22 protein-coding genes are annotated in these 25,489 nt (G+C 43.8%); 13 read left to right on the top strand and 9 right to left on the bottom strand.

All coding sequences use genetic code 11. The annotated features are described in order from the left end of the window. The first annotated feature begins 88 nt into the window (after positions 1–88). Positions 89–1,090, top strand: a complete 1,002-nt coding sequence (gene torT, locus EXZ60_RS08995; protein ID WP_017047230.1) for a TMAO reductase system periplasmic protein TorT — start codon at positions 89–91, stop codon at positions 1,088–1,090. 52 nt (positions 1,091–1,142) lie between these two features. Further along, on the top strand, positions 1,143–1,598 hold the full coding sequence (locus EXZ60_RS08990; protein WP_277435582.1) for a methylglyoxal synthase: 456 nt from the start codon (positions 1,143–1,145) through the stop codon (positions 1,596–1,598). Between the two features lie 103 nt (positions 1,599–1,701). Here EXZ60_RS08990 and helD read toward each other — a convergent pair whose 3' ends face one another. Beyond that, positions 1,702–3,765 carry a DNA helicase IV gene (helD, locus tag EXZ60_RS08985; protein WP_277435581.1) on the bottom strand — a complete coding sequence of 688 codons (2,064 nt, stop codon included), beginning with the start codon at positions 3,763–3,765 and terminating at the stop codon, positions 1,702–1,704. A gap of 182 nt (positions 3,766–3,947) precedes the next feature. On the opposite strand from helD, the gene yccS reads away from it, so the two are divergent. From yccS to EXZ60_RS08955, 6 genes are all read left to right on the top strand, one after another. After that, on the top strand, positions 3,948–6,101 hold the full coding sequence (gene yccS / locus EXZ60_RS08980) for a YccS family putative transporter (RefSeq protein WP_017048776.1): 2,154 nt from the start codon (positions 3,948–3,950) through the stop codon (positions 6,099–6,101). Between the two features lie 138 nt (positions 6,102–6,239). Then, the gene (locus EXZ60_RS08975) at positions 6,240–6,464 is read left to right on the top strand and encodes a hypothetical protein (RefSeq protein ID WP_013867905.1); all 225 of its coding nucleotides are present in this window, start codon (positions 6,240–6,242) and stop codon (positions 6,462–6,464) included. 67 nt (positions 6,465–6,531) lie between these two features. Beyond that, positions 6,532–6,831: a hypothetical protein gene (locus tag EXZ60_RS08970; protein WP_013867906.1), complete on the top strand. Its 300-nt coding sequence runs from the start codon at positions 6,532–6,534 to the stop codon at positions 6,829–6,831. Positions 6,832–6,918: 87 nt separating this feature from the next. Next, on the top strand, positions 6,919–8,178 hold the full coding sequence (locus EXZ60_RS08965; protein ID WP_277435580.1) for a hydroxymethylglutaryl-CoA reductase: 1,260 nt from the start codon (positions 6,919–6,921) through the stop codon (positions 8,176–8,178). Positions 8,179–8,363: 185 nt separating this feature from the next. Next, complete coding sequence (gene glpD, locus EXZ60_RS08960) at positions 8,364–9,908, top strand: glycerol-3-phosphate dehydrogenase (RefSeq protein WP_277435579.1); 1,545 nt, start codon at positions 8,364–8,366, stop codon at positions 9,906–9,908. Positions 9,909–10,051: 143 nt separating this feature from the next. After that, positions 10,052–10,717: a flagellar brake protein gene (locus EXZ60_RS08955; protein ID WP_019282225.1), complete on the top strand. Its 666-nt coding sequence runs from the start codon at positions 10,052–10,054 to the stop codon at positions 10,715–10,717. 17 nt (positions 10,718–10,734) lie between these two features. On the opposite strand, the gene luxQ is transcribed toward EXZ60_RS08955, so the two are convergent. From luxQ to EXZ60_RS08925, 6 genes are all read right to left on the bottom strand, one after another. Then, positions 10,735–13,281, bottom strand: a complete 2,547-nt coding sequence (gene luxQ / locus EXZ60_RS08950) for a quorum-sensing autoinducer 2 sensor kinase/phosphatase LuxQ (RefSeq protein WP_088733425.1) — start codon at positions 13,279–13,281, stop codon at positions 10,735–10,737. Positions 13,282–13,296: 15 nt separating this feature from the next. Next, a complete protein-coding gene (locus tag EXZ60_RS08945; protein WP_017048780.1) occupies positions 13,297–14,397 on the bottom strand; it encodes an autoinducer 2-binding periplasmic protein LuxP in 1,101 nt (366 codons plus the stop codon). A gap of 224 nt (positions 14,398–14,621) precedes the next feature. Further along, a complete protein-coding gene (locus EXZ60_RS08940) occupies positions 14,622–15,773 on the bottom strand; it encodes a conjugal transfer protein TraF (protein WP_277435578.1) in 1,152 nt (383 codons plus the stop codon). A 95-nt stretch (positions 15,774–15,868) separates the two neighbouring features. Next, positions 15,869–16,192, bottom strand: coding sequence for a GIY-YIG nuclease family protein (locus EXZ60_RS08935; RefSeq protein WP_013867913.1), 324 nt, complete (start codon positions 16,190–16,192; stop codon positions 15,869–15,871). Further along, on the bottom strand, positions 16,193–16,846 hold the full coding sequence (locus tag EXZ60_RS08930; RefSeq protein ID WP_277435577.1) for a YceH family protein: 654 nt from the start codon (positions 16,844–16,846) through the stop codon (positions 16,193–16,195). 57 nt (positions 16,847–16,903) lie between these two features. Then, positions 16,904–17,107 (bottom strand): hypothetical protein, encoded by a 204-nt coding sequence (locus EXZ60_RS08925; RefSeq protein WP_026028336.1) that lies wholly within the window; start codon positions 17,105–17,107, stop codon positions 16,904–16,906. Between the two features lie 190 nt (positions 17,108–17,297). On the opposite strand from EXZ60_RS08925, the gene EXZ60_RS08920 reads away from it, so the two are divergent. Together EXZ60_RS08920 and EXZ60_RS08915 are read left to right on the top strand one after the other, a co-directional pair. Further along, complete coding sequence (locus EXZ60_RS08920) at positions 17,298–17,615, top strand: DUF496 family protein (protein ID WP_010319897.1); 318 nt, start codon at positions 17,298–17,300, stop codon at positions 17,613–17,615. Positions 17,616–17,922: 307 nt separating this feature from the next. Beyond that, positions 17,923–18,174, top strand: coding sequence for a YgjV family protein (locus EXZ60_RS08915; protein ID WP_013867916.1), 252 nt, complete (start codon positions 17,923–17,925; stop codon positions 18,172–18,174). Between the two features lie 149 nt (positions 18,175–18,323). On the opposite strand, the gene glpK is transcribed toward EXZ60_RS08915, so the two are convergent. Together glpK and EXZ60_RS08905 are read right to left on the bottom strand one after the other, a co-directional pair. Further along, positions 18,324–19,844 carry a glycerol kinase GlpK gene (gene glpK, locus EXZ60_RS08910; protein ID WP_026029114.1) on the bottom strand — a complete coding sequence of 507 codons (1,521 nt, stop codon included), beginning with the start codon at positions 19,842–19,844 and terminating at the stop codon, positions 18,324–18,326. 52 nt (positions 19,845–19,896) lie between these two features. Then, positions 19,897–20,751 (bottom strand): MIP/aquaporin family protein, encoded by an 855-nt coding sequence (locus EXZ60_RS08905; RefSeq protein ID WP_277435576.1) that lies wholly within the window; start codon positions 20,749–20,751, stop codon positions 19,897–19,899. Positions 20,752–21,280: 529 nt separating this feature from the next. On the opposite strand from EXZ60_RS08905, the gene glpA reads away from it, so the two are divergent. From glpA to glpC, 3 genes are read left to right on the top strand one after another with little or no spacing between them, the layout of a single operon-like run. Further along, on the top strand, positions 21,281–22,930 hold the full coding sequence (glpA, locus tag EXZ60_RS08900; RefSeq protein ID WP_013867918.1) for an anaerobic glycerol-3-phosphate dehydrogenase subunit A: 1,650 nt from the start codon (positions 21,281–21,283) through the stop codon (positions 22,928–22,930). Further along, positions 22,927–24,240, top strand: a complete 1,314-nt coding sequence (gene glpB / locus EXZ60_RS08895; protein WP_277435575.1) for a glycerol-3-phosphate dehydrogenase subunit GlpB — start codon at positions 22,927–22,929, stop codon at positions 24,238–24,240. The genes glpA and glpB overlap by 4 nt, the downstream gene beginning before the upstream one ends. After that, positions 24,237–25,463 (top strand): anaerobic glycerol-3-phosphate dehydrogenase subunit GlpC, encoded by a 1,227-nt coding sequence (glpC, locus tag EXZ60_RS08890; RefSeq protein WP_277435574.1) that lies wholly within the window; start codon positions 24,237–24,239, stop codon positions 25,461–25,463. The genes glpB and glpC overlap by 4 nt, the downstream gene beginning before the upstream one ends. Positions 25,464–25,489 lie beyond the last annotated feature (26 nt).

Here is a 25,489-nt window from a genome sequence, read left to right as displayed (position 1 = left end):
GGCACCCAACCTCAAACATTACTTCTTAAGCAACACGGAATGGGCTATATTTTGCAGTGTTTACTCACGTTATGCCAACGAATAGCGAATGCAATTGATCTTAAACCTTATTTCCCCAACGCTTTTACTGCTGATTTTAAGCTTGGTTAGCAGCACAACATTCGCCGAACCCCATAAGAAAGTCTGCGCTTTATACCCTCACCTCAAAGATTCCTATTGGTTATCAGTCAACTATGGAATGGTTGACGAGGCGAGAAAACAGAAGTTGAATTTACGCGTGTTAGAATCGGGTGGTTATCCTAATCATGAACGACAAAAAGAACAGCTTTCATTGTGCGTTCGTTGGGGCGCTGATGCGATTATTCTCGGTACTGTGGCACCGGATCTTTACACGACAGACTTAAGCACATACGTCGCTTCTACGCCTGTGTTTGCAACGGTTAATCAGCTCATTCTCAATCAGCAGCAGGCTGCACGGCTACAAGGTCAAGTGGGTGTCGATTGGTATTGGATGGGATACTACGCGGGAAAATATCTTGCTGATAAGCACCCACAAGGCAGTGGGAAAACCAATATAGCCTTGCTACTTGGCCCGAAAACCAGTGGTGGTACTCAACCCGTTAGCCAAGGTTTTTATCGCGCAATACAAGACAGCGATATCAACGTAGTGGAAAGCCTATGGGCAGATAATGATAAAGAACTGCAGCGTAATTTAGTACAACAAGCGCTGGAGCGAGCTGACCTTCGCTATATTGTGGGCAGCGCCGTCGCGATTGAAGCGGCGATCAGCGAATTGAGAACCTCAGGGATGACAAACCACATCGGTTTGGTGGCAACCTATTTAAGTCATGGCGTCTACCGCGGGCTGCTGCGTGGCCGAGTCGAATTTGCGCCAACGGATAAAATGGTCGAGCAAGGCAGGCTTTCCATTCAACAAGCTGCGGCTTTTTTCAATCAGCAACCTTATGAAAAAAAAGCCGCACCGATTATCGAATCCTTAACGCCTATGTCACTCAATCCGCAGATAATTGCAGATTCGTTATCTCCATCTGAATATAGGCCGACTTTTAGCGTAAAAGAGATTGAATAAAAGTGGCGATTTCGCTATTTAACATACTGATTTGAATCATAGGGACTCTTCAATGCAAACAACGACTCGGACTATGCCTGCGCATAAGCATGTCGCTCTCGTCGCTCACGACAACTGCAAACCAGAACTACTTCGCTGGGTAAAAGAAAATAAAGAAAAACTACAGCGCCATTTTTTATACGCGACAGGAACCACTGGCAACATGCTCAGCAAAGAGACTGGCCTTGCTATAAAAAGCATGATCAGCGGTCCGATGGGTGGCGACCAACAAATTGGCGCGTTGATTTCTGAAAGCAAAATTGATGTGTTGATCTTCTTCTGGGACCCACTCAATGCCGTACCGCATGATCCCGATGTAAAAGCTCTGCTACGAATTGCCAGCGTTTGGAACATTCCAGTTGCCACAAACCGCGCCAGTGCTAAATTTTTGTTCTCTTCACAGTTGATAGAGCAAGAGGTCGATATCGAGATCCCTGATTACCAAGCTTATCTAGCTGAACGCATGTAACCTATAACCTTTACATACGCACAGAGACACACAGTCAACATCCAAATCGCCACATAAAACAACTTGATCGCCTGCGTGAACGCATCCTCTTTCAAAGGATGCGTTATTTCTGCTTCACCACTGGGTAATCCCCTGATAGCAATTCGCGAACAAAAACCGAGCCACTGCCCGAGTGCGTGATCCACACTTTCTCTTTAGCGCGGGTCATTGCAACGTAGAATAAACGGCGCTCTTCGGCATAGGGGAAATCATCATTCGATTGGCTCAATGCACTATCGATATGCAGCGCTTTCACTCGAACCGGAAACTGCCCCTCATCAACACCGAGCACAATCACAAAATCGGCTTCTTTACCTTTACTGGCGTGACAAGTCATAAATTCTATATTGAGTGAGCGGTAATGCTTTTTCCAGTCGTTAAGCAGCTCTGGTTTATGGTAATGGTTTCGTCCAAGCAATAGCACAGATTGTGTACTATTCGCTTGGCGATTGAGTTGATCCAAGATCTTTTCAATGTTGTTGCTTGGTGCAATAAAAACTGATTTTTGTTTTTGCTGCTTGAAGCTGTTAAGTGTTTTTGGTAACTGATTCGGATTAGCTTGAATAAACTGGTTAGCTACCGCACCCAACTGATCATTAAAACGATAAGTCGTATCCAGATAATGAACCGTCGAGTGTGGGAAGCGTTCACTAAACCCAGTCGTAAGATCCACGTCAGAACCAGCAAATTGATAGATTGACTGCCAATCATCACCCACGGCAAACAAGTTACACGCTCCTGGCTGCTGCTCACATAAAGATTGGATCAACGCCAATCGCTGTGGTGAAATATCTTGGTATTCATCGATCATGATGAATTTCCAATTCGATTTAAATTTACCCTTTTCAACGTATTCCGTTGCGCGGCTGATCATCATATTAAAATCGATTTGATTTTGCTCTTTGAGCATTTGTAACCAAGCTTGGTAACATGGCCAGCACAAAGAGAGCTCACTGTTCAGCCTTGAATAGTCTGGATGGTCAATCAAACGTTGTTGCAGCTCCTTTTTCCCAAGACCAAGCATAGCCAGTTGTTCAAGTTGCTTTTCCAACCATGCAATCAGCTTGGGGTTTTCAACATGGCTACCCAGTTCATCATCACCAGCTAAATAAGCAATTGGCCATTTAGACAAATGCTTCTGCCAACGCTTAAAATTGGTCGGCGTCATCCAATGTTTCTTCAACCAATCAATACACCATGCCAACTTTAAGTTACTGTCTAGAGCCACTGGCGAAATGATCGCTTCTCGCCCTTCAACCTCGTTTAAAATTTTCAGCCCTAACTGATGGAAGGTATTAACGCGAACGTGTTCCGCCGCCATGCCGATTTTGCTATCTAATCGCTGTTCCATCTCTTTCGACGCATCGCGACCAAAAGCCACCAGTAGAATTTCGTGGGCCTGTGCAAGGTGACTTTGGAGTAGATACGCAACACGCGCCGTCAAAACGCTGGTTTTGCCCGAACCTGCACCCGCAAGGATGAGGTTGTGATCATCATTGAGTAGCACTGCGTGTTGCTGCGATAGATTAAGGGGAGAACTTTCGACTTGAGAGAATAAGACTTCCCAGTTTTGACGTTCCAATTCAAGCCAGTGTTGATTTCGCTGGGCAAGGGACGCCGAGCGATCCGTAAGCCAAGGCGAGAGCTGAGCAATAGCATCAGGTAGCCGTTGACGTGCTTCGGCTAATTTCATGTCCATCGTCGAAAAATCAGCTTCCACTTGCAAAGCCCAAACATCCAATAAGGAGTGCGGCAAAAAAGAGGGTAAACGCTTCAAGCGATTGAGCTCTTGCTCCCAGCGAGGCAGATACTGACTCAACTGCACACATTGACGATTGTGCCATTGTTGATAAGCCGCTACCGCCGTATGGGCAAACTGTCGGCACTCGGGCCAAGGCAAACCTTGCACCAACCATGATTGTTGAACACCTTCATCTTCATGCGCAAAAAACTGCAATGCTCCCCAAAACAAACCACGCTTAACACGGACTTTACCGTTCCAAACCGTGAACGGGATCCGCTCTTCGCTGACAGCCGAGGAGATAATCAAACGCTGTTGGTCAAGTTCAACTTGGTTATATTCGTCTTGAATGAGAAATTGTGCAGGCTTATTTGCGCTCAGCTGCATGGTTTTATGCTCTTTTATAAGAATGTGAATATGATATACCAATCACAGTGGGCATTGAAAAATTAATGTCAAGATTACTGTTGTTGATTTTGTAATCAAGTAGACGTTTTTCTTTATCTTGATCAGAGTGTTAATCAACGCTTCTGCTACACTATGGTTTTCTTTTTGGATGTTGAAGTATCGTGCCGCTCTCTAGCAAAATTCGCCTTTATTGGGCGAATAAAACTGTCAATTACAGCATTCTCATTTTGATCACTCTATTAGGTGTAGTCATTCCTGCGTGGCACTACAACCTCAATACTTGGATTACGCCACTGATCCTTGGCGTGATTGCCGCAGCACTGGCTGAAAGTGATGATAGTTTCAGTGGACGGTTAAAATCCCTCACTCTGACATTTATCTGCTTTGCTATCGCTGCATTTTCTATCGAACTGCTTTTCCATACCCCGCCACTGTTTGCGATTGGGTTATTCATCTCCTCGTTTGGTTTTATCATTCTTGGCGCAATTGGCCCACGCTATGCCAGCATCGCCTTTGGCTCCTTACTTATCGCCATCTACACCATGTTGGGTGCACACCAAAGCGTGAATTTGTGGTTTCAACCCGTTTTGCTCCTGACGGGTGCCGCTTGGTATTACTTCATGTCGATGATTTGGCATATGTTTTGGCCAATGCAACCAGTACAGCAAAGCTTAGCGAATGTTTTTTTGCAATTGGCCAATTATCTTGAGTCCAAAAGCCATCTCTTCCATCCCGTATCGAACTTAGTTCCTCAGCCATATCGAATTGCTGAAGCCAATTTAAACGCGGCAACGGTTACCGCACTCAATCAATGTAAAGCCACTTTGTTGAGTCGTTCAAAAAGAGGCCATATTGATGGTGCCAGTGACCGATTTCTCAACATCTATTTTATGGCACAAGATATCCATGAACGTGTCAATTCAAGTCATTATCGCTATCAAGAGCTTGCCGAACACTTTGGCCGCTCAGATGTGCTGTTTCGCTTTAAACATTTATTAGAAACACAGGCTAAAGCCTGCCGTGAAATAGCCCAATCGATTCAGTTAGGGCGAAGCTATCAGCACCATTCAGAGTCAATCATGGCGCTGGATGAATTGCAAAGCTCATTAAACTATCTACAAGAACAACAACGCCCTGACTGGCGGGTTTCACTAGCGCAATTAGGTTATCTTTTCAATAACTTAGCAACAGTAGAAAAGCAACTCAATAACGTTAACAACCCTGATGCTAACAAGCTCGAAGAGGGCATGTTGTATGATACAGAAGCCCACACTCTTAAAGCCATGTGGTTACGGGTGAAGGCAAATCTGCATAAAGATTCCATGCTATTTCGTCATGCGCTGCGTATGTCTATTGCACTCACTATTGGTTACGGAATCATCCAAGGTTTTGGTATTGAACGAGGCTATTGGATTTTACTCACGACATTGTTTGTTTGTCAGCCAAACTACTCAGCCACTCGGCAAAAACTGACGGCCCGAATCATTGGCACGTTATCGGGGCTGTTTTTAGGCGTGCTGCTCTTAACATTGTTCCCATCGCCAGAAAGCCAATTGGTCTTTATCGTACTATCAGGTGTGATGTTTTTCGCCTTTAGACTAAACAACTACGGCTATGCGACTGGCTTTATTACTCTTTTAGTGCTGTTTTGCTTTAATCAATTGGGTGAAGGTTACGCCGTGGTACTGCCTCGGCTTGCCGATACTCTGATTGGCTGCGCATTGGCCGTCGCAGCGGTAGTGCTGATCCTCCCTGACTGGCAATCAAAACGATTACATAAAGTCATGGCGGATGCGATCGATGCCAACAAAGCCTATTTGGGACAGATTATTGGTCAGTACCGTATCGGTAAAAAAGACAACTTGAGCTATCGCATCTCACGGCGCAATGCCCACAACCAAGACGCAAATTTAACCGCAGCGATCAGTAATATGCTGGCAGAACCCGGTAAATATCGCGCGGCAATCGATGAAAGTTTCCGTTTTCTGACACTGAACCATGCACTGCTCAGCTATATCTCCGCTCTTGGGGCCCATCGGACACGCATCGAAGATGAAGCAACGCACCAACTGGTACTTGAAACTCACCGAGTGATCCACCAACACCTAGATGTGTTGCACAAACAACTTTATGAACATTGTGATGAATGCGATACCAGCGACATTGACGATGCAGGCTTAGAGAAACGCTTAGCCGAATGGCGTGAAGAAGATGAAAGCTCGGTAAGAATGGTCTTACAACAGCTGCACCTTATTTATCGCATGCTACCTGAGCTTCACTCTCTCGCCAGTAAGTTTGCCGTCCGTGTAAACTAGCAATTGTCGTAATAATGAGAGCGGCTCAATTTCGGGCGGCTCTCACCTTTCTCTTGTTATAACTTGACATTTTTCGGACAAAAAATCGCCACGTCGAGAATAATCTCAGATTAAGTATTTTCTTACAGGTGTAAGGCCATGAAAGGACATCAAACTTACCGCGGTGAGAAGGCAGCGCATTTTTTACTGAGGCATGAGTCGATGACGCATAATCAATTTGAGTCTTTAAAATCACAATTACAGCATTTAACACCTCAACAACTGCGTTTATTACAAGGCGAGATAAAGCACTCTTTGGAAAATGAATCGAATAATTTGCTCACTGATGATGAGCTGAATGTGCTTTCGAGCCTCTTTTCCTAGTCACGAATCTCTTCTTGTGCAAAAAGTAAACGGAGCCTAAACTTTAGACATCGACGAGGATAAGCTTATGTCTATATCTGGTGTTCATTCTGGCTATCAACTGATCAATCAGTCAAATAAAATGGCTGAGGATGCGGCTCGTGAGCTCAATATGGAAAAAGACATCTCTCCTGTTGATAAAGCGGACAAAGCGCTTGCTTTTAATAAAGTTGAGTTTGATAAAGTTGTTGCTAAAGCTGAAGAAAAACCTGAAGAAATTGATAGCCTACTAAAATTGAACCAAGCTACACAATACAACCGCATTGGCACCAATATTATCCAACGAGATCAAGACATGCTGGGTTCAATATTGGATATCCAAGCCTAGCTCTTCACACAACTTGCAACACAAGCAAATATTGTGTTTATGTGCATGGTTAGTACAATGCCCGCAAATTCTTTACCATGATTCGCTATGCCTAAGCTAAACCTGCATCGAAGAGATTATGTTTCTATTTTGGGTGGTGATATATCAGCACAGCAGCTAGAGCAAATACTCCAACCCAAGCTCACTTCTCCAACGCTCAAACTAACACCAAGTCCGTATTTAACCGCAAAAAATGTAGAACGCCGTTGGCAAGTACTTAACACGCGAACGAGCAAAAGTGCACTTTTAGATGACTCAACAGAGCAAGATATGCTCAGCTACCACAAAAATATTGAGCATTTTATTGGCACAGTCAAAGTTCCAGTTGGGATCGCAGGGCCATTACGAGTCAACGGACTGTTTGCCAAAGGTGATTATCTCGTCCCGCTAGCTACAACCGAAGCCGCTTTGGTTGCCTCTTATCATCGTGGGGCAAAACTGCTCACTGCGTCAGGAGGTGCAAGCGCCATGTTGTTAAATGAAGGCGTTACTCGCACGCCAGGCTTTGCATTTTATAACTTAATCGAAGCTGGGCAGTTTGTGGCGTGGATAGTGACTCAATATGACCACTTTAAACAAGTTGCAGAAAACACGACAGCACACGGAAAACTGTCAGACATTAATGTCAATATTGAAGGGAACCATGTCTACCTCGTGTTTGAGTTTTTAACTGGCGATGCATCAGGGCAAAACATGGTCACTATTGCCACCAATGCCGTGTTCCAAACCATTCTGGCGAATACTCCTGTGCAGCCTGAATACGCATTCCTTGATGGCAACCTATCGGGTGATAAAAAAGCCACTAGCCAAACACTGCGTAGTGTGAGAGGAAAAAAAGTGACTGCCGAGGTGCATTTATCTGCCGAACTCATCCATAAACATCTGCATACGACGCCACAGTCTATGATGCAATTTGGTCAAATGACGACTGTCGGTGGGGCATTAAGCGGCGCGATAGGCATTAACGCGCATTACGCTAATGCACTCGCTGCTTTGTATATTGCCTGTGGGCAAGACGCCGCTTGCGTTGCTGAATCGGCAATTGGTATGACACGCATGGAAGTGGACAAAAATGGTGGTTTGTACGCCAGTGTAACCTTACCCAATTTAATGTTAGGGACCGTTGGTGGCGGTACAGGGTTACCGAGTCAAAAGGCATGTTTGGATATTCTCGGTCTGCACGGTACTGGTCATTCGCAAGCGTTAGCCGAAGTGGCAGCATCACTCTGTCTGGCTGGTGAACTTTCTATTGTCGGTGCGTTCTGCGCTGGCCATTTTTCACGCGCCCATCGCAAACTTGCTCGTTAAGGTATTGCCTCTCACAATAAAAAAGGCGCTACGTGAATACGTAACGCCTTTTTTATTGGTTAAGTGAGCATATGCATTAGAAAATAATGATCGAGATCAAAATAAAAAAACAAAAAACTAACTATTTCGACTAAAAAATGGTTTCATACGAACATTACAGAACAAAAACGAAATAGGTACGCTCAATGAACAACCATTCTGTTTGCAACTCGATTGAAGCCGAAAACAATGTGCTCGACATTATTGTTGTCGGTGGCGGTATCAATGGGGCAGGCATCGCCGCAGATGCTGCTGGCCGCGGGCTGAAAGTTGGCCTGTATGAAGCAAAAGACTTTGCTAGCGCTACCTCTTCTGCGAGCTCAAAATTAATTCATGGTGGGTTGAGATACCTAGAACATTATGAATTTCGTTTAGTCGGTGAGTCATTGGCTGAACGCGAAGTACTGTTGCGCAAAGCGCCTCACATTGCAAAACCAATGCGATTTCGTCTACCACACCGCCCTTTTCTAAGACCTGCTTGGATGATTCGTGCCGGACTTTTTCTTTATGACCATTTAGGCAAACGAACCTCACTACCTGCCAGCAAAAAAATAGCCCTTAACGCGGGTGTGGTGACTAAAAATGAGATGAAAATTGGTTTCGAATACTCAGACTGCTGGGTCGATGATGCTCGTTTAGTGATACTGAATGCGATGCAAGCACGTGAACTCGGTTCCGAAGTAAAAAACTATTGCCGCGTTGAATCAGCTCGTCGTGTTGACGAGTTATGGCATGTGACTTTGTTTGATGAAAAAACACAAACTCGTTTTACTCGCCGCAGTCACGCGCTTGTCAACGCAACAGGTCCTTGGGTTAAACAGTTCATTGATGAGCAGATTGAAATTACTTCTCCCTACGGTATCCGGCTTATCAAAGGATCACATATTATCGTGCCGAAAATTCACGATGAAGAGCAGGCGTATATTTTACAAAACGAAGATAAACGGATCGTCTTTGTGATCCCCTATCTTGATCACTATTCAATGATAGGCACCACCGATGTCGAATACCGAGGTGATCCTCGTCAAGTGAAAATTAGCGTCGAAGAAAAACAGTACTTATTGAATGTGGTGAATAAACACTTTATCCATCAGGTCACACTGGATGATATTGTGGCTGACTTCAGCGGTGTACGCCCGCTATGTGATGACGAGTCTGACTCACCACAAGCCATTACTCGGGACTATACACTATCATTGGATCAACAAGCTGATAATGCGCCACTACTTTCTATTTTTGGTGGAAAGTTAACCACTTATCGCAAGTTAGCTGAATCTGCTATGGGTCAATTAAAACCATTTTTTAATCGAATGTCTGACAGTTGGACCGCAAACAAACCACTGCCTGGTGGAGAAGCCTTTTATCCAGCACAGCTCAAACAGCAGCTTGAGCAGCGCTTCCCAGATCTTGATAAAGCGACCATTAACCGCTGGATCACTAATTATGGTAGCCGAGCTTCGGTGATGCTCGATAATGTGCAAAGTAGTGCTGATCTGGGTAAACATTTTGCGTTTGGGCTCTATCAATGCGAAGTCGATTATCTCTTACATTATGAATTTGCTTCTTCATGTGAAGATATCCTATGGCGCAGAAGTAAACTCGGCTTAACATTTAACACTGAACAAATTGATCAGTTAAATGATTATATCGACCAATCATCAACTTGCGAATGTCAACGCATCAGTGCTTAACACAAGATGTAGCCACTAGAATTAAACTTGAGAAAAGCTCTTAGAAACATGATCTTCTGAGAGTTTTTTACTTTTTCTTAGTAGGTGACGTAAAAATCACGGGGTATAGTAAAGCTATATTTCCGTAACGACGATGCCACTCAATGCCAATTCCGAATACTAACAGCGACGATCTCATCAAACTCCTTAAGCCATGCATGAAAATCCTCGTCACTATTGAATTCGGACCTGAGGATTCTTACAGCTTTTCAACGACAATTGTCGGATGCAAACGTGAAAGATATGTACTGATCGATATGCCCGTAAAAGCTCGTGAAGACTTGGTGATGCGAAAAATAGTTAATATCCAAATCATTTTGCGTGGGATTTGTGACACTGAATTAGGTCATATACTCGCGTTCAAAACCTCGATTATTCGTAGTATCTCTAAACCGTTCGGATTACTGTTTATCAAGTTTCCTAAGCACTTTGTGACCAAACCAATCCGTGAGCACGAGCGCTATAAACTCTCTTTGCCAGCCGTTATGCATGAAGGAGAGCATCAATTTAAAGGGAAATTGATCGACTTTTCTATTTCTGGCTGCGCGCTATTTATTCCTGGCTTGCACCATTTAGAAAAAGATATGTTTATTGAGATAAAGTCCACACTCTCCCCACTTCTACCACAAGATCTCGCTTGCCAAATCGTCAGTGTGCGTCAACAAGGTAAAGGAATGTTAGTAGGCGTTAAATTTCTTGAATCAATTGCAATGACAGCTGCATTGAAAAAAGAAATATTAGAACGCGCTTTTATGGCTGGTAGCGTATAAGAATGTTACGCAGTGCTTTATTTCTGCCGTTTTTGGAAGTGACAAAAAGCCTCATGCAATGCTTTCTCTTTGATAGGTTTAACTATCACATACTCTGCACCTGCGGCCATAAATGCTTCGTTAGTCGATTGCATGCCATCAGCTGTACACGCATAAATGGGTACATCCATCATCATCTCGTGTTTGATTAAATGGGTTGTTTCAACCCCTCCTAAGTAAGGCAGTTGGTTATCCATTAAGATAAGATCCACTGGATGATCTTTCACATAATCAATCGCCTGTAGACCATCCTCTACTCTTGTCACTTCCATACCGTATTTTTTGCAAAATGCTTGAGCAATAAAAGCGTTGGTATGATTATCTTCGACTAGCAACACTTTGATTGGTTTTTCAAACATTTCATGTGGCGGCGCGCGCTCATAAGATGGTATATCCTTCCCGCAGTCACTGACGACAACCAGCGGGAGTTCAACAGAAAATGTAGTACCTACTCCAAATTGGCTTTTCACGTTTACGGCACCACCAAGCATCTCAATTAAGCTTTTGACAATCGCAAGCCCCAAACCACTACCGCCGTATTCTCGTGTGGTGTTTGATTCTACTTGAGTAAAAGGCTCAAAAATAAGCGCGAGATCTTGCTCCCTGATGCCGATACCTGTATCACTAATCGAAATAAACAATTGGTGGTTATTCTTTTGCTGGAACTCAATGCTAATCAACCCATTATGGGTAAACTTAGTCGCATTATTTAATAAATTAAACAGAATTTGGTTCAGGCGGACTTGATCGCTATGGATCATCATATCAGGCGGAATATTGCTCTTTAGGCTGAACTCAATCTCTTTTTCGGCACATAATGGCCGATAGATACTTTCCACGGCAGAGATGACCTCAACCAGCTTAAAGTCAGACTCTTGAATTCTAAACTGTCCCTGCTCTATCTTTGAAAAATCAAGGATATCATTCAGCACCGCCAATAAATGTTCACCACTGCTGCATAACACATTCACTTGTTCAAGTTGCTCATGGTCACTGATTTCACGCTTAAGTAATTGAGAAACACCTAAAATTCCATTCAATGGTGTTCTCAGCTCATGGCTCATTTTTGCAAGAAATTCAGCACGAATACGCGCCGACTCTTCCGCTTCTTGTCTTGCGAGTCGGCTCTGTTTGGCCGCCTCAGCGATTGTCGTAATATCTTGTCCTTGAGTGATGATTGACTCAATTCTCTGCTCAAAAATAATGGGGGATAAATTCCAGCGAAAAACCTTATTGCCAACTTCAACGTTTATCTCTCGGAACGTTTCTTGTTCAACCGCAAGGCGTATCTTTGGCTGCAGTTCTTGCTTTAATGCATCAAGAATGCATTGCTGTTGATCATTGCGACGCATGAAATATTTCTTTGCTGATGGGTTCATTTTGATGATATCACCGTCGATACTCCATACTATGATGGGCGAAAGTGAAAAATTGAACAGATCTTCAAATTGTTTTTCTTGCTCAGATAAACGTTGAAATGTGTGTTCTAGCGTTCTGCCGAAGTGATCAAATTCATAGATTTTAGAACCAGAAAAAAGCTCATAACTCCCAGCTTCTGCAGCTTTGTGGGTGTAATTCATCAAGCTACTGATTTCATTTTTGACACGCTGCTGTAACCACCAACGAGTCAAAATAGAGACTATCACCATCGCAAAAAGGGCAAAAATCATCCAAAAAAAATAATTTTCACGTAATTGCAATACGTTCTCATTGCTCTGCACACTGAGGACGTTAATATAAATTGGTACGCCTTCTATGGTTAACGCGGTACGGCTTACCATGTAATCGGCAAAACTATAGGCGTCAAAATTATCTTCTAAAACATCACGTTCCGTGTAGGTCTCATCACCATTAATTGTTGAGGCTAAGACCTTTTCACCCGTCGTCATCACGAGATTTTCTGAGTTACTCCCTTCACGTAATGTTTCTGCCAGCACGTAATTGTTGTTAAGTACGGTAGCAAGATGCAAAAAACCAATCACCTCTCCGGACTGCGAGTCAATAACGGGAGTACGTCTGACCATTAGGTAGGCATAGCCCAATTGAGAGGGAGATTTGATCATATGCCAGTTATTACTTAACGCGACTTTACGAGACATGTTTACCAGCTCGTTTTGTTCAATACCATAAAACTGAGCATTGCCATCTTCCCACATCAGGCTGTCAGAATCAGAAATGAAACGAATGTCAGGCGTGTTGGCTACTTCTAGCTGGTCAACTCCAAAAAAGAACTGATCAATACTGTCATTATCGCCCTTACGAATTGCTTTAACTAAACCTGCATTTTTTGCGCTGCTATCTTGGTTTATCTGCAGTAATGAAAGGCGGAAGTTAAAGAGGTTCTGGATGAGACTAGAGGTTTGAGAAGCCGTACGTTGCACTTCTTGAGCAATGATTTTGCTACTGATCTGATAACTTTGAAATAAAACGCTGAGCGTCAATGCGCCAATCACCGCAATCATTGATTTGGTGATCACGGTAGCTATCTTTTGTTTTTTCTTGACGGTGCTTGACCTTAAACTCATTAATGACTCGATATATCAATGGTCAGAGTAACGAAATGCTCGTTTTTTGAGCTTTTCAATATACGCTGAAGAGACCTCTTTGGTTACCAACTCAAAATCACCAGAGTAAACCGTAGGTACCGGCTTTCCTTCAAGATCCCACTTAATGGCTTCCGCCATAGCAACACCGGCATCATCATTGACACGCATGATAGTCACATCAAGTGTGCTATTTTGCAGCGCGTCCAATTCAGCCTCACCACCGCCCCAGCCGTTTAACGTAATATCTTCTCTATTTTGCTGCTGCAACGCATCCATGGCACCGAGTGCAACATCAGTAGAGCATGCGTAAATAAAATTAATATCTGGTGTTTGTTTAAGAATACGCAAAGTTGCATCAAATGCACTATCTCGTGTCGCTTTTGTATAAAACGAAGAGGCCAAGTGATATTTGCTGTCTCGACTCATTTCTTGGATAAAACTATCACCGCGAGCATCGCTAACATAGCCTTCAGAATAATAGAGTACGGAATAAGCACTATTCTTTGGCGCCGACTTTTTGTAGTAATCCACCAGTTTCATTGTGCCAATTTCATGATCAAACCCCACGTACATAAAAGGCTGGCGATCTCCCCAACTTTTTACCGGCGTAGTGATATTTTGCAGAATAATTTTGGTTTGATTTGAACTTAACAACTGCTCGATAAATTTACGGTGGCGGATGGTATCAAGCGTAAACACCAAGTAATCGGATTTGTTTCTGATCGCTTCCATCAACGATAAACTTTGTTGGCGAATATCGACATTCGGACGAGTGAAGACTTGGTTAATTTGGTATCTAATCCCAAGTTCGTCTAAACGCATCTCAAAGGCTTTGATATTGCGCGCCCAATAATCGGAAACTTGTTGACCTGGATAAACAACAGAAATATGAATAGGTTTATCTTGCTCTATTGAGAGTACAGCGGGAGGTTGACGCACTGCCTGTATCATCTGGTCGGTAAGAGCCTGTTGCGCAGGATGAAGATCTAAAAACTCTTGATATCGCCAATAACCATTTAAAACTTGCGCTGCAGCCTGAGTGGAGGCTGCCAAACTGACACTGAACACAAATGAAAGGAGCAGGATTTTTCTCATGGCATTCTCATTACACTAACTTCTGGATTTAATGACACACAATGGCTGATTTCGCACTCATCATATTCTCGGACTACCCAATGAAGGATCAAACAAGTAGCCCGTATATCATCTTGATTATTAAGTATGTTCCTTATAAATGATAGTGCAAACCACTAAAAAAGCTGACTTGCACTCATAACCGCTCATTTACTAAACAAAAGCATCAGAATGCTTTCCTATACTTAAAAGGTGAAAGCTAAATTTCCAGAAATGCCAAATTGATTATCTCCAGCATAGTTTCCTGCAAGATCGAAACTGACAAGATCTCCGGGGCTGATGCCAATGCCAAACGTCACGGCGTTGTCCAAAGTATCTTCTAAATCGATTTCATAACCCGCACGAAGCTGTGCCCATCCCCAAGCATTACCTCCTAAGCCAAAGCGTAGGTATTGTGTATCATCTTTTTGGTCTTGGAAACGACTCTGCTTTGTTGCATCTAAATCGATTGCAGCAGTGAAAAACTCAGTGACATATCCACCCGAGATTGTGACTTGCGTATCCAAATCATACGAGCTTAAACCATCAATGGTTTTTAATTCTTGAGCAAAAAGATCCTTTACCGCAACACCCACTCGAAAATCGTTAATTAACCACACAGCCCCTAAATCAAGATTGAAGGCATTATCGTTCGTTTCGCTTTTGTCATAATCAGCAAGATCGAATTCTTTTACCGAAACATTTTGCTTATAGGTTCTTAATTGTTGAATTTTTGGCGTAATGCCAAATGAAAATTGTTGGCCACGAATGTTGTATATTTTGGCCAGTGCTAGGCCAAATTCTGAGTAACCAAATGCAATCAGATCAACGGTGGAGCTTTTGTAGCGATTCTCAACATCGGCGCCACTATTACCCGTATTTGCCGCAATATCAGAACGCGCAATCACCTCCGCGTGCCCACGCGCAAAAATATTAAGTGAAACTAGATCGAGAGGAATTGTTATCGCCATACCAATGCCCGCCGATGCTGCAAGAGGTTTGTCATCGGCAAGCTGGTCTAAATACTGATTGAGTTTATCAATATCACTTTGACTGGGTGTACCGGAATTTTCAAACGCTTTGATGCTATCTTGCAAATCATCAATGGATTTTAGGCTTTTATCTGGATCTCTAGCCGCAGCACCTACCGCAGGGAAAAGCACGCCAAACGTGCCATTATTCCGATACACGGCCACCAAAGCAGGATTATAGAATGGGGCTAGCAGATAATCGGCCGTTGTTACGCCAGTATTCCCCATTCCATTACCACGTGCGTCAGCTATCGTGTTCGCCGCTTGCGCAGAAGCACAAGCCAACAAGAGCAACGAGACCACTGACCATTTGTTGTAACTGTTCATATTGCAACCAACCTTGTTGTTATTATTCCCTAAACAAGGTTAATACAATTTTTTACATTGCACATGAAATTGGCGAATAATGCCGCTGACCAAACCTAATCGTCACCAAAATCATCCATGCCACTAACAGAGAAATGAACATTCTCTTGCCCTGCCACCAACTGTTCTTTTTGCAATTTGGTCAGTTTTTTAATCGCTAGCTCAGTTTTTAAAGCGAGGCTTTTACCGCCTTCTACACGTTGAGACCAAACCAATAATAACGGCCCTTTACCTCGTAACGCTTTTGCACCCTTCCCTGTTTGGTGTTGTACAAAGCGTCGTTCAACATCCGTTGTAATACCGCAATACAGTGCTTGATGGCGGGTTCGAACCAAATAAACCCACCAGTCCGGGCTATCTTTGTGGGAAACCTTATTCACTTACAGTAAGCTTTCCACCAAAGCGCGTAACTCGGCGACTTCATTTTTTAATGCGTGAACCTCCTGTTCAAGCTGATCAATACGAGCAGTCGCCCCACCTTCCGGAGCATGAGCAAAGGTTTGCTCTAAACTTTCAACGTCAACCTCTCCAGAAAAGAGATGTTGATAACGCGACTCTCGCTTACCCGGTTCACGCGGCAGCTTCACCACCAGCAGGCCTGATTCACGGTTGGCTAAACCGTCTAGAATAGTTTCGACTTCTTTTACATCGGTAAAACTGCATAATCGGTTAGTGCGAGTACGCAACTCTCCCGGCGTTTGTGGCCCACGCAGCAGCATGCAGCACACCAAACCAAGCTCTTGATTTGACAGCTTTAAATCGCCAAATTCGGTGTTGCAGAAACGGTGCTGATATTTGCTCACTCGGCTATTAAAACCACTTTCATCACTCATCAGGTGACGAGCGATCAAGCCCTCAGCGGCATCTTGAACCTCAGCTTCGGTTAATGACAGCACTGGCTCACGGTTACTTTTTTGGTTACATGCGGTGGTCAAGCTGTTGAGCGTTAATGGGTAGTAATCAGGCGTGGTCACTTCTTTTTCAATTAAGCAGCCAATAATTCGTGCTTCTAGGGGAGAGAGCTCAATGTTCATTATAATTTCCTTTTTTCTAAGCGGAGTTTCCTAATCGAGGCCACAATCGATGTTGCATTAGTGTTCTAACAACAGTGAAATTCGGATGATTTTCCCATTGCTATCAATCATCACAATCTTTGCACGGTTTAACTCTAACTCGGTCATCTCCAGCTTCTCACGTTCGCTAATATAAGCTTCACGCAATTTAACACTGTGATGCAGTTCAGCGTTTGCAGGTACATCCTTTCTTTTAGGTACTAAAATTTCTGAAAGTTGCATCTCTAAATACCATAAGATAGCGATTTGAAAGGTACATGATATAGCGCCTATCCGTACCAATACAATCACTCATGACTAGAGTGATTATTTCTTAATCAAGAGTGAGTCAGGATTGATCTAAAGGCTGTTATGAATCAGCTCGATATGATTTAATCAATGGCATTGACATTCAAGTTGGGAAAAGGAACCTATGAGTATCGTATTTGAAATTGTTAACCAAGCTCGCCGTAAAAATAAACTGAAACGTGAACTGCTAGATAACGAGAAAAAAGTTCGTGATAACCGTAAAAGAGTTGAATTGCTTGAAAACTTACTCGATTACATGAAACCGGATATGACCCACGAAGAAGTCATGGCGATCATCAATAACATGAAAGCCGATTACGAAGATCGCGTCGATGATCACATCATCAAAAGCGCAGAAATTTCAAAAGAGCGCCGTGATATTAGCCGTCGTATTCGCGAGCTGACCGATAAAGATAAACAAATGACTCAAGGCAAAAAGTAAAATTGATGCCGACCATCTTCGAAACCCGTCTTAAGACGGGTTTTTTTATAGCCAAAACATTCACAAAACAAATCAATATTTCTATCAACAAAAAGTGCGATAAATTTTATGTGATAGACATTAAACGTTTGCGTAATCGCTAACCTTCACCGAACCTAGTTTTGAGTCTTTTATCACATATTAGCTATTGTTATATTTATACACAGTAAATCAATTATGACCATTCGAGGCACGGAGCTTCCTCACTTATCTCACGGCGAGAAGATTGGTACCGACATCGTTCGGCATATATTAAGAGGGTCAAATTATGGAAATGAATGTGGTTGAAATTTTGGGCTATGCAGCTTCGATCATGGTGGCAATCTCGCTGACAATGAAAGATATCGTTAAACTGCGTATTCTTAATTTTGTTGGTTGTGCACTGTTTACCGCTTACGGACTAATGATTGATTCATGGCCTGTAGTGCTCACCAACGGTTTTATCGCCTGCGTAAATATCTACTTTTTAGCAAAGATGCAACGAGAAAAAAAAACGGCTGACGCCAAAAGCGCTGCATGATAAACCCAAAATAATAAAAATTGACGTGTAAAAAAATGCTCTGCCACGATGACAGAGCATTTTTTATCGATAAATCAGAGAGCAAAAACATAAATAGCCAAGCAAAAAGCCTCTAGCAGGGGGATACATAGAGGCCATAAGGCTAAGTATTACTCTTCGTCATCGTGCATAGTTGCCCAAGCTTGAGCACATTTCACCGCACGTTTCCAACCTTTATAGCGACGATCGCGCTTCTCTTCATCTTGATGAGGAACGAATGTTTTATCGATCACGGCTTTATCAGCAAGCTCATCCAAGCTTCCCCAAAAGCCAACCGCAAGACCAGCTAAATAGGCTGCTCCTAGCGCGGTCACTTCCGTCACTTTAGGACGGTGTACTTCGGTATCAAGCACATCTGATTGGAATTGCATTAAGAAATTATTGGCTACCGCGCCACCGTCTACGCGTAATGCTGACAGTTTGATGCCAGAATCAGCTTGCATTGCATCAAGTACATCACGTGTTTGGTAAGCGACACTTTCCAAGGTCGCACGAATAATATGGTTCGAATTCACGCCACGCGTTAAACCAACAATCGTACCACGGGCATAAGCATCCCAATACGGCGCGCCTAAACCAGTAAACGCTGGCACAACATAAACGCCGTTGGCCGTATCAACTTTCGTAGCAAAATATTCTGAGTCATGCGCATCTGAAATCAGTTTCAATTCATCACGCAACCATTGAATCGATGCACCGCCCATAAAGACTGCACCTTCAAGCGCGTAGTGAGGTTCACCAGCAGGGCCACAAGCTAGAGTTGTTAGCAAGCCATTATGTGAGGTGACTTTCTCTTTACCTGTGTTCATCAATAAGAAACAGCCAGTGCCGTAAGTATTTTTTGCTTGGCCCGCCTCAACACACATCTGCCCATAAAGCGCAGCTTGTTGGTCACCCGCAATTCCAGCAATAGGAATACGTGTCCCGCCTTTACCACCAATGTTGGTTTGGCCATAAACTTCGGAAGATTTCTTCACTTCAGGCATCATAGACAAAGGAATATCAAACTCTTTTAGGATTTTCTCATCCCAATGCAAGTTGTTGATATTGAAAAGCATAGTGCGAGATGCATTGGTATAATCCGTAACGTGAACACGGCCTTGTGTCATGTTCCAAACGAGCCACGAGTCAATTGTACCAAACAGTAGTTTTCCAGCCTCGGCGTCTTCACGAGCCCCTTCGACATTATCCAAAATCCATTTGATTTTGGTGCCAGAGAAGTAAGGGTCAAGCACTAGGCCTGTATTCTCGCGAATGTACTCTTCTAGCCCTGGGCGTGCTTTCAATTCTTCACAAATGGATGCGGTACGTCGACATTGCCATACAATCGCGTTGTAGACTGGTTTACCCGTTTCTTTGTTCCACACCACCGTAGTTTCACGTTGGTTGGTAATACCAATCGCCGCAATTTCATCACTGCGAATACCTGCTTTGCCAAGTGCTTCTACTAGCGTCGAACTTTGCGTCGCATAAATTTCCAGTGGATCATGTTCAACCCAGCCAGCTTGAGGGTAGATCTGGGTAAATTCACGCTGAGAAACACTGACAATGTTAGCATCATGATCTAACACTACAGCACGTGAGCTTGTTGTTCCTTGGTCAAGGGCAACAATATATTTCTGCTCAGTCATGGTCTTTTCCTTATCTTTCACGTTAATCGTTTTATGAAGTGTTGTCGTTATTTTAGACGTGAGCTTGCTCACTTTCTTCTACGTCATCACACTGGTTTGGAATGGTGCAGCCTACGCCGACAGTGGATAAGTACGCGCCAATAAATTTAGGGTAAGCCCATGCCCCAAAACAGGCACCAGCAATAGGAGCAATGATAGGTACGATGAAGTATGGGATATCTTTTGCACCTGTTAGTGCGTAGTCCCAGCCAGCCAAGTAGGCAAACAATTTAGGGCCAAAATCACGCGCAGGGTTCATTGCAAAGCCAGTTAATGGGCCAAGTGAACCACCGATAACCGCAATCAGAATACCAATCAGCAATGGGTTCATTGCATTGCGATGTGCGCCGTTATTTTCATCACCTAGTGCCAAAATAGCGAACATTAGTACTGCTGTGATGACAAATTCGACCGCCAATGCACCAACAAATGATAATGAAGCATTAGGGTAGGTAGAAAAAATACCCGCTGTGGCTAACGCTTCTTGACTGCTGCGTACAAAATTGTGTGCGATTTCATAATCAGTAAAAAGGTTGCTGTACAAGCCGTAAACCAGAGCAGCAGAGCAGAATGCACCGAGCATTTGCGCCGCAATATAGGGAAGTACTTTTGCTTTGTTGAAGCCGTGGAAGGCGGCCAGTGCAATGGTCACCGCCGGATTAATGTGAGCTCCAGAAACACCCGCAGTGCAATAGATGGCAATTGCCACACCTAAGCCCCACATGATGCTGATTTCCCACTGACCAAATTGTGCGCCAGTAAGAACTAAGGCAGCAACACAGCCTACACCGAAAAAAATCAGCAATCCGGTGCCGATAAACTCCGCGATACACTCTCCGAGAAGAGTATGTTGTTTTGTTCGAGTCATAGTAAGTGTCCTTGTTTATTTTTTGTGTACACAATGTTTGTGTGTGGCAAATTTTGCACATTTTTCTTCCCACGAAAATTAAAAAACAGCATTTATGAGCGTTCGAACACAATTTTGTTACTTGCAATATCGTTTTTTGTTAATTAACTCATTATTTTGATCTTCTGCTCATTAACGCAGAGCTTAACAAATGATAGGAAACTAAGGGTGTCTCTATAAACAACGACATAATCAAGTGCAATAACGGATAGAGATATGATTTCATACTGCTAAGAGAGGCATGATGATGAAGTCATCGGATCAGCTCGTAAGCGCATTTGTTCTCTAAAATCCATTCCAGTTGTTAAATTAACCCAACCTAAATTGTTAAACCGTTCATCATTTTGATATGAAATAACATACAAAGATGAAATTACCGCCAAAATGAAACACAATTTCGCTCATTCGCGCTTTTGTGAGCAATATATCGAACATTTTCTATTGAAAATGCCACACTAAATATAAGTTTTTCATCGAATAAGGTTTCACCATGACCACAACCACACGATTTGAAACCGATGTTGTTATCATTGGTGGCGGAGCAACCGGTACTGGGATCATGCGCGACTGCGCACTGCGCGGCATTGCGTGTATTTTGCTAGAAAAGGATGATATTGCTTCTGGTACCACCGGGCGAAATCACGGTTTATTACACTCAGGGGCGCGTTATGCGGTCACGGATCCTGAATCGGCCAAAGAGTGCATCCAAGAGAATCAAATTTTAAAAAATATCGCTAGGCATTGTGTAGAGAAAACCGACGGCCTGTTCATTACTCTGCCTGAAGACGATCTTGCTTTTCAAAGCACGTTTATCGACGCGTGCGCTCAAGCTGGGATTACAACCGAGCCGCTTTCTGCCAAAGAAGCACTGCGTTTAGAGCCTCACGTTAACCCAAACCTTGTCGGCGCGATCAAAGTACCCGATGGCACACTCGATCCTTTTCGTTTATGTGCTTCCAATGTACTAGACGCCAAAGAGCATGGTGCGCGGATCATGAACAAAACCATTGTAACGTCGCTGATCCGCCAAGGTGACACAGTATTAGGCGTACGCTGTTTACAGCTCAACACTCATCAACAATATGAGATTTTCGCCAAAGAAGTGATTAACGCAGCTGGAATATGGGGACAAAACATCTGTGAATACGCCGATCTCAACATCAAAATGTTCCCCGCAAAAGGCTCATTGTTGATCCTTGATTATCGTATCAACAACCTTGTGATCAACCGCTGTCGCAAGCCTTCTGATGCCGATATTCTTGTCCCTGGTGATACCATTTCACTGATCGGTACTACCTCTGAACACATTGACTATGACCAAATTGACAACCTGCACGTGACTGAAAAAGAGGTCGATATACTACTGGCCGAAGGCGCGAAACTGGCCCCCATCATGGCGAATACTCGTGTATTACGCGCTTATGCGGGTGTGCGTCCATTGGTCTCTATTAATGATGATGGCAGCGGCCGAAACATCAGTCGCGGCATCGTATTACTTGACCACGAACAACGCGATGGATTGAAAGGCCTCACCACTATTACAGGCGGTAAATTAATGACTTACCGCCTAATGGCAGAATGGGCGACCGATTTAGTCGCTAAAAAACTGGGCAATAATACCCCTTGCGAAACTCATACTCGCGCCCTACCCGGCTCCAACGAAACCCCAAAACAGGTCAAAAAAACCGCCAGCATTGCCAAACCCGTCTATGAATCGGCTATTTATCGCCATGGCGAACGCGCACAAAACTTCTTATCTGATGATGCGAAGAGCCAAGCGGTTATTTGTGAATGTGAAATGGTGACCGCGGGCGAAATTGAATACGCAATTAAACAACTCGATGTAAATAACTTGGTCGATTTACGTCGCCGCACTCGTTTAGGTATGGGGCCGTGCCAAGGAGAGCTTTGCAGCTATCGCGCCGCCAGCTTATTTCAAGAATATGGTCACGTTTCGGGAAACCAATCGAGCCAACTGTTGGTTGAGTTTTTAGAAGAGCGCTGGAAAGGCATTAAACCGATTTTCTGGGGAGATGCACTGCGCGAGGCTGAATTCAGTTACTGGATTTACGAAGGCTTGTTCGGAGCCAATGACATTCCAACGCAACACAAGCAAAATGAAAGTGAGGAGACGTTATGATGAAATACGACGTCACAATTATCGGTGGTGGAATTGCAGGTTACAGTGCAGGTCTTCGCTGCTTACAAGCGGGTCTAAAAACTGCACTGATCAGTCAAGGCCAAAGTGCTCTGCATTTTTCATCCGGTTCCATCGATGTTCTGGGTAAACTGCCTAGCGGCGAAGCGGTTGAATCCCCTTTGCTCGCCATTGAAGCATTACGTCAACAAGCCCCGAATCACCCTTACAGTAAAATTGGCGCTGACACTATTTCGCAAGGGTTAATGTGGTTTCAAAAAACGCTGCAGCAGCGCGGCATGCCGCTGACACACCAAGCGGACAACAGTAACCACTATCGCATTACTCCGATGGGGACATTGAAAGCCACTTGGTTATCACAACCTTATGTTTATCAACATAAAACGAATGCTGATTTCAAGCGTATTGTGCTGCTCGCCATCGATGGTTATCGAGATTTTCAACCACATATGCTGCAAGATAACTTACGCGCTCTACCTGCATTTTCGGCTATCCCAAGTGAGATCATCAATATCACGATTCCGGGTTTCGAAGCACTTCGCCATAATCCCAACGAACTGCGATCCATCGATATTGCTCGTTTGCTCAAACAACCACATGCATGGCGCAGTTTTTGTGATCAACTGATCCGTCATGCCACTGTGCAAGATCTAGTGATCCTACCTGCCATTATGGGCAATGGTGATGGGTTAACCTTACTGAACAAACTCAAATTGGAAACCAACTTGCAGTTGCATGAAGTCCCGACCATGCCGCCATCATTAATGGGCATCCGCATTGAAGAGACACTCAGCCGAGCTTTTTTAACTATGGGTGGTACTCATTTAAAAGGCGATAAAGTCATCAGTGGTGAATTTGATGGTAACCGTTTGACCGCCATTCATACTCAAAATCTCAATGATATGCCGATTCAAGCTGACCATTTCGTGATGGCTACAGGGAGCTATTTCAGCCAAGGTTTACAGGCTTCTCATCACGGTATTAGCGAACCCGTGTTCCAATTAGAGACGGAGAGCTGTCATGATCGCGCTCTATGGCGAAATCATGCCTTTTTCTCAGCAAACTCTCACCCTTTCATGACCTTTGGTGTGCTGACCAACACGTCACTGAACCCAACTCATCAAGGTAATATCATTACCAATTTATACTGCTGTGGTTCGATGCTCGCGGGTTATGATCCTGTCTTTGAAGGCAGCGGTGGAGGCGTTGCTATTGCCAGCGCTTACCACGCTACCTCTCAAATTATGGCTCAAACTCAATCTCGACCAGCCATTCATGAGGTATTAGCATGAGCACCTCTTTTGTTGAATCCGCACCCAAAAATACCTCTTTTGATCAATGCATCAAATGCACTGTTTGTACCGTTTATTGCCCGGTTGCTAAAGCAAACCCACTCTATCCGGGGCCAAAACAGTGCGGACCGGATGGCGAACGCTTGAGGATTAAAAGCGCAGAGTATTATGACGACCTACTCAAGCTCTGCACCAACTGCAAACGGTGTGAAACCGCCTGTCCTTCCGGAGTGAAAATTGGCGATATCATTGCTGTGGCACGTGGCAAACATGGTAAAAAAACGCTGAGTCCAAAGCTGGTGCGTGATTACGTGCTGAGCCACACCGATCTTTTTGGCACGATCGCCACACCATTTGCACCGATAGTGAACGCTGCTACGGCTATGCCGATGGTAAAAAAACTGATGCACAAGACCATTGGTGTGCACGATCATAAATCACTTCCCAAATACTCACACGGCACGTTTCGTCGTTGGTTTAAGCAGAACTGCACACGCCAACCCCTGTATAACCGACAAGTGACCTATTTCCACGGCTGCTACGTTAACTATAACCACCCGCAGTTAGGTAAAGATTTTGTCTCTGTGATGAATGCGATGAATATCGGCGTACGGTTACTGGATAACGAGAAATGCTGTGGTGTACCGCTGATTGCCAATGGTTTTCACGATAAAGCACGTAAAAATGCGCTATTGAATGTGAAAAATATCGAAGCCGCGGTAGTTGATCGTCAAACGACGCTCCTCTCCACCTCATCAACATGTTCGTTTACCTTACAACAAGAATATCCTCATGTTTTAGGGGTTGATAATAGTAAGGTGGTCAAACAAATCGAGTACGTCACGCGCTTTCTACTCAAAGAGTTCATGAGCGGTAATGCGCCTAAAATGAAACCCGTTAACTTGAAAGTGGTTTACCACACCCCTTGCCACCTTGAACGCAGCGGTAATGTCATTTTTACCATTGAATTATTAAAAATGATCCCAGGATTGGAGTTAGTGGTCTTAGACAGCGAATGCTGCGGCTTAGCGGGAACCTACGGTTTTAAAGAAGAGAACTATGACGTTTCAATGAAAATTGGCGCGCACCTGTTTGATGCAATCAAAACATCGCAAGCTGACTATGCGATTACCGATTGTGAAACCTGTAAATGGCAAATTGAAGAAAATACCGCGTTAGAAACCATTCATCCAATTAGCCTGCTCGCCATGGCGATTGCCTAGTTTACACACCTAGCATTGAGAGTAAA

The sequence above is a fragment of the Vibrio sp. 1151_11 genome (assembly GCF_029478525.1).
Lineage (GTDB): Bacteria > Pseudomonadota > Gammaproteobacteria > Enterobacterales > Vibrionaceae > Vibrio > Vibrio anguillarum.
This window is presented reverse-complemented; position numbering and strand designations above follow the sequence as displayed.

What these genes read in the sequence shown, in the direction of transcription:
- torT (WP_017047230.1), top strand. Translation starts at nt 89, where the DNA reads ATGCAATTGATCTTAAACCTTATTTCCCCAACGCTTTTACTGCTGATT.
- EXZ60_RS08990 (WP_277435582.1), top strand. Translation starts at nt 1,143, where the DNA reads ATGCAAACAACGACTCGGACTATGCCTGCGCATAAGCATGTCGCTCTC.
- helD (WP_277435581.1), bottom strand. Translation starts at nt 3,765, where the DNA reads ATGCAGCTGAGCGCAAATAAGCCTGCACAATTTCTCATTCAAGACGAA.
- EXZ60_RS08975 (WP_013867905.1), top strand. Translation starts at nt 6,240, where the DNA reads ATGAAAGGACATCAAACTTACCGCGGTGAGAAGGCAGCGCATTTTTTA.
- EXZ60_RS08970 (WP_013867906.1), top strand. Translation starts at nt 6,532, where the DNA reads ATGTCTATATCTGGTGTTCATTCTGGCTATCAACTGATCAATCAGTCA.
- EXZ60_RS08965 (WP_277435580.1), top strand. Translation starts at nt 6,919, where the DNA reads ATGCCTAAGCTAAACCTGCATCGAAGAGATTATGTTTCTATTTTGGGT.
- glpD (WP_277435579.1), top strand. Translation starts at nt 8,364, where the DNA reads ATGAACAACCATTCTGTTTGCAACTCGATTGAAGCCGAAAACAATGTG.
- EXZ60_RS08955 (WP_019282225.1), top strand. Translation starts at nt 10,052, where the DNA reads ATGCCAATTCCGAATACTAACAGCGACGATCTCATCAAACTCCTTAAG.
- luxQ (WP_088733425.1), bottom strand. Translation starts at nt 13,281, where the DNA reads ATGAGTTTAAGGTCAAGCACCGTCAAGAAAAAACAAAAGATAGCTACC.
- EXZ60_RS08945 (WP_017048780.1), bottom strand. Translation starts at nt 14,397, where the DNA reads ATGAGAAAAATCCTGCTCCTTTCATTTGTGTTCAGTGTCAGTTTGGCA.
- EXZ60_RS08940 (WP_277435578.1), bottom strand. Translation starts at nt 15,773, where the DNA reads ATGAACAGTTACAACAAATGGTCAGTGGTCTCGTTGCTCTTGTTGGCT.
- EXZ60_RS08930 (WP_277435577.1), bottom strand. Translation starts at nt 16,846, where the DNA reads ATGAACATTGAGCTCTCTCCCCTAGAAGCACGAATTATTGGCTGCTTA.
- EXZ60_RS08925 (WP_026028336.1), bottom strand. Translation starts at nt 17,107, where the DNA reads ATGCAACTTTCAGAAATTTTAGTACCTAAAAGAAAGGATGTACCTGCA.
- EXZ60_RS08920 (WP_010319897.1), top strand. Translation starts at nt 17,298, where the DNA reads ATGAGTATCGTATTTGAAATTGTTAACCAAGCTCGCCGTAAAAATAAA.
- EXZ60_RS08915 (WP_013867916.1), top strand. Translation starts at nt 17,923, where the DNA reads ATGGAAATGAATGTGGTTGAAATTTTGGGCTATGCAGCTTCGATCATG.
- glpK (WP_026029114.1), bottom strand. Translation starts at nt 19,844, where the DNA reads ATGACTGAGCAGAAATATATTGTTGCCCTTGACCAAGGAACAACAAGC.
- EXZ60_RS08905 (WP_277435576.1), bottom strand. Translation starts at nt 20,751, where the DNA reads ATGACTCGAACAAAACAACATACTCTTCTCGGAGAGTGTATCGCGGAG.
- glpA (WP_013867918.1), top strand. Translation starts at nt 21,281, where the DNA reads ATGACCACAACCACACGATTTGAAACCGATGTTGTTATCATTGGTGGC.
- glpB (WP_277435575.1), top strand. Translation starts at nt 22,927, where the DNA reads ATGATGAAATACGACGTCACAATTATCGGTGGTGGAATTGCAGGTTAC.
- glpC (WP_277435574.1), top strand. Translation starts at nt 24,237, where the DNA reads ATGAGCACCTCTTTTGTTGAATCCGCACCCAAAAATACCTCTTTTGAT.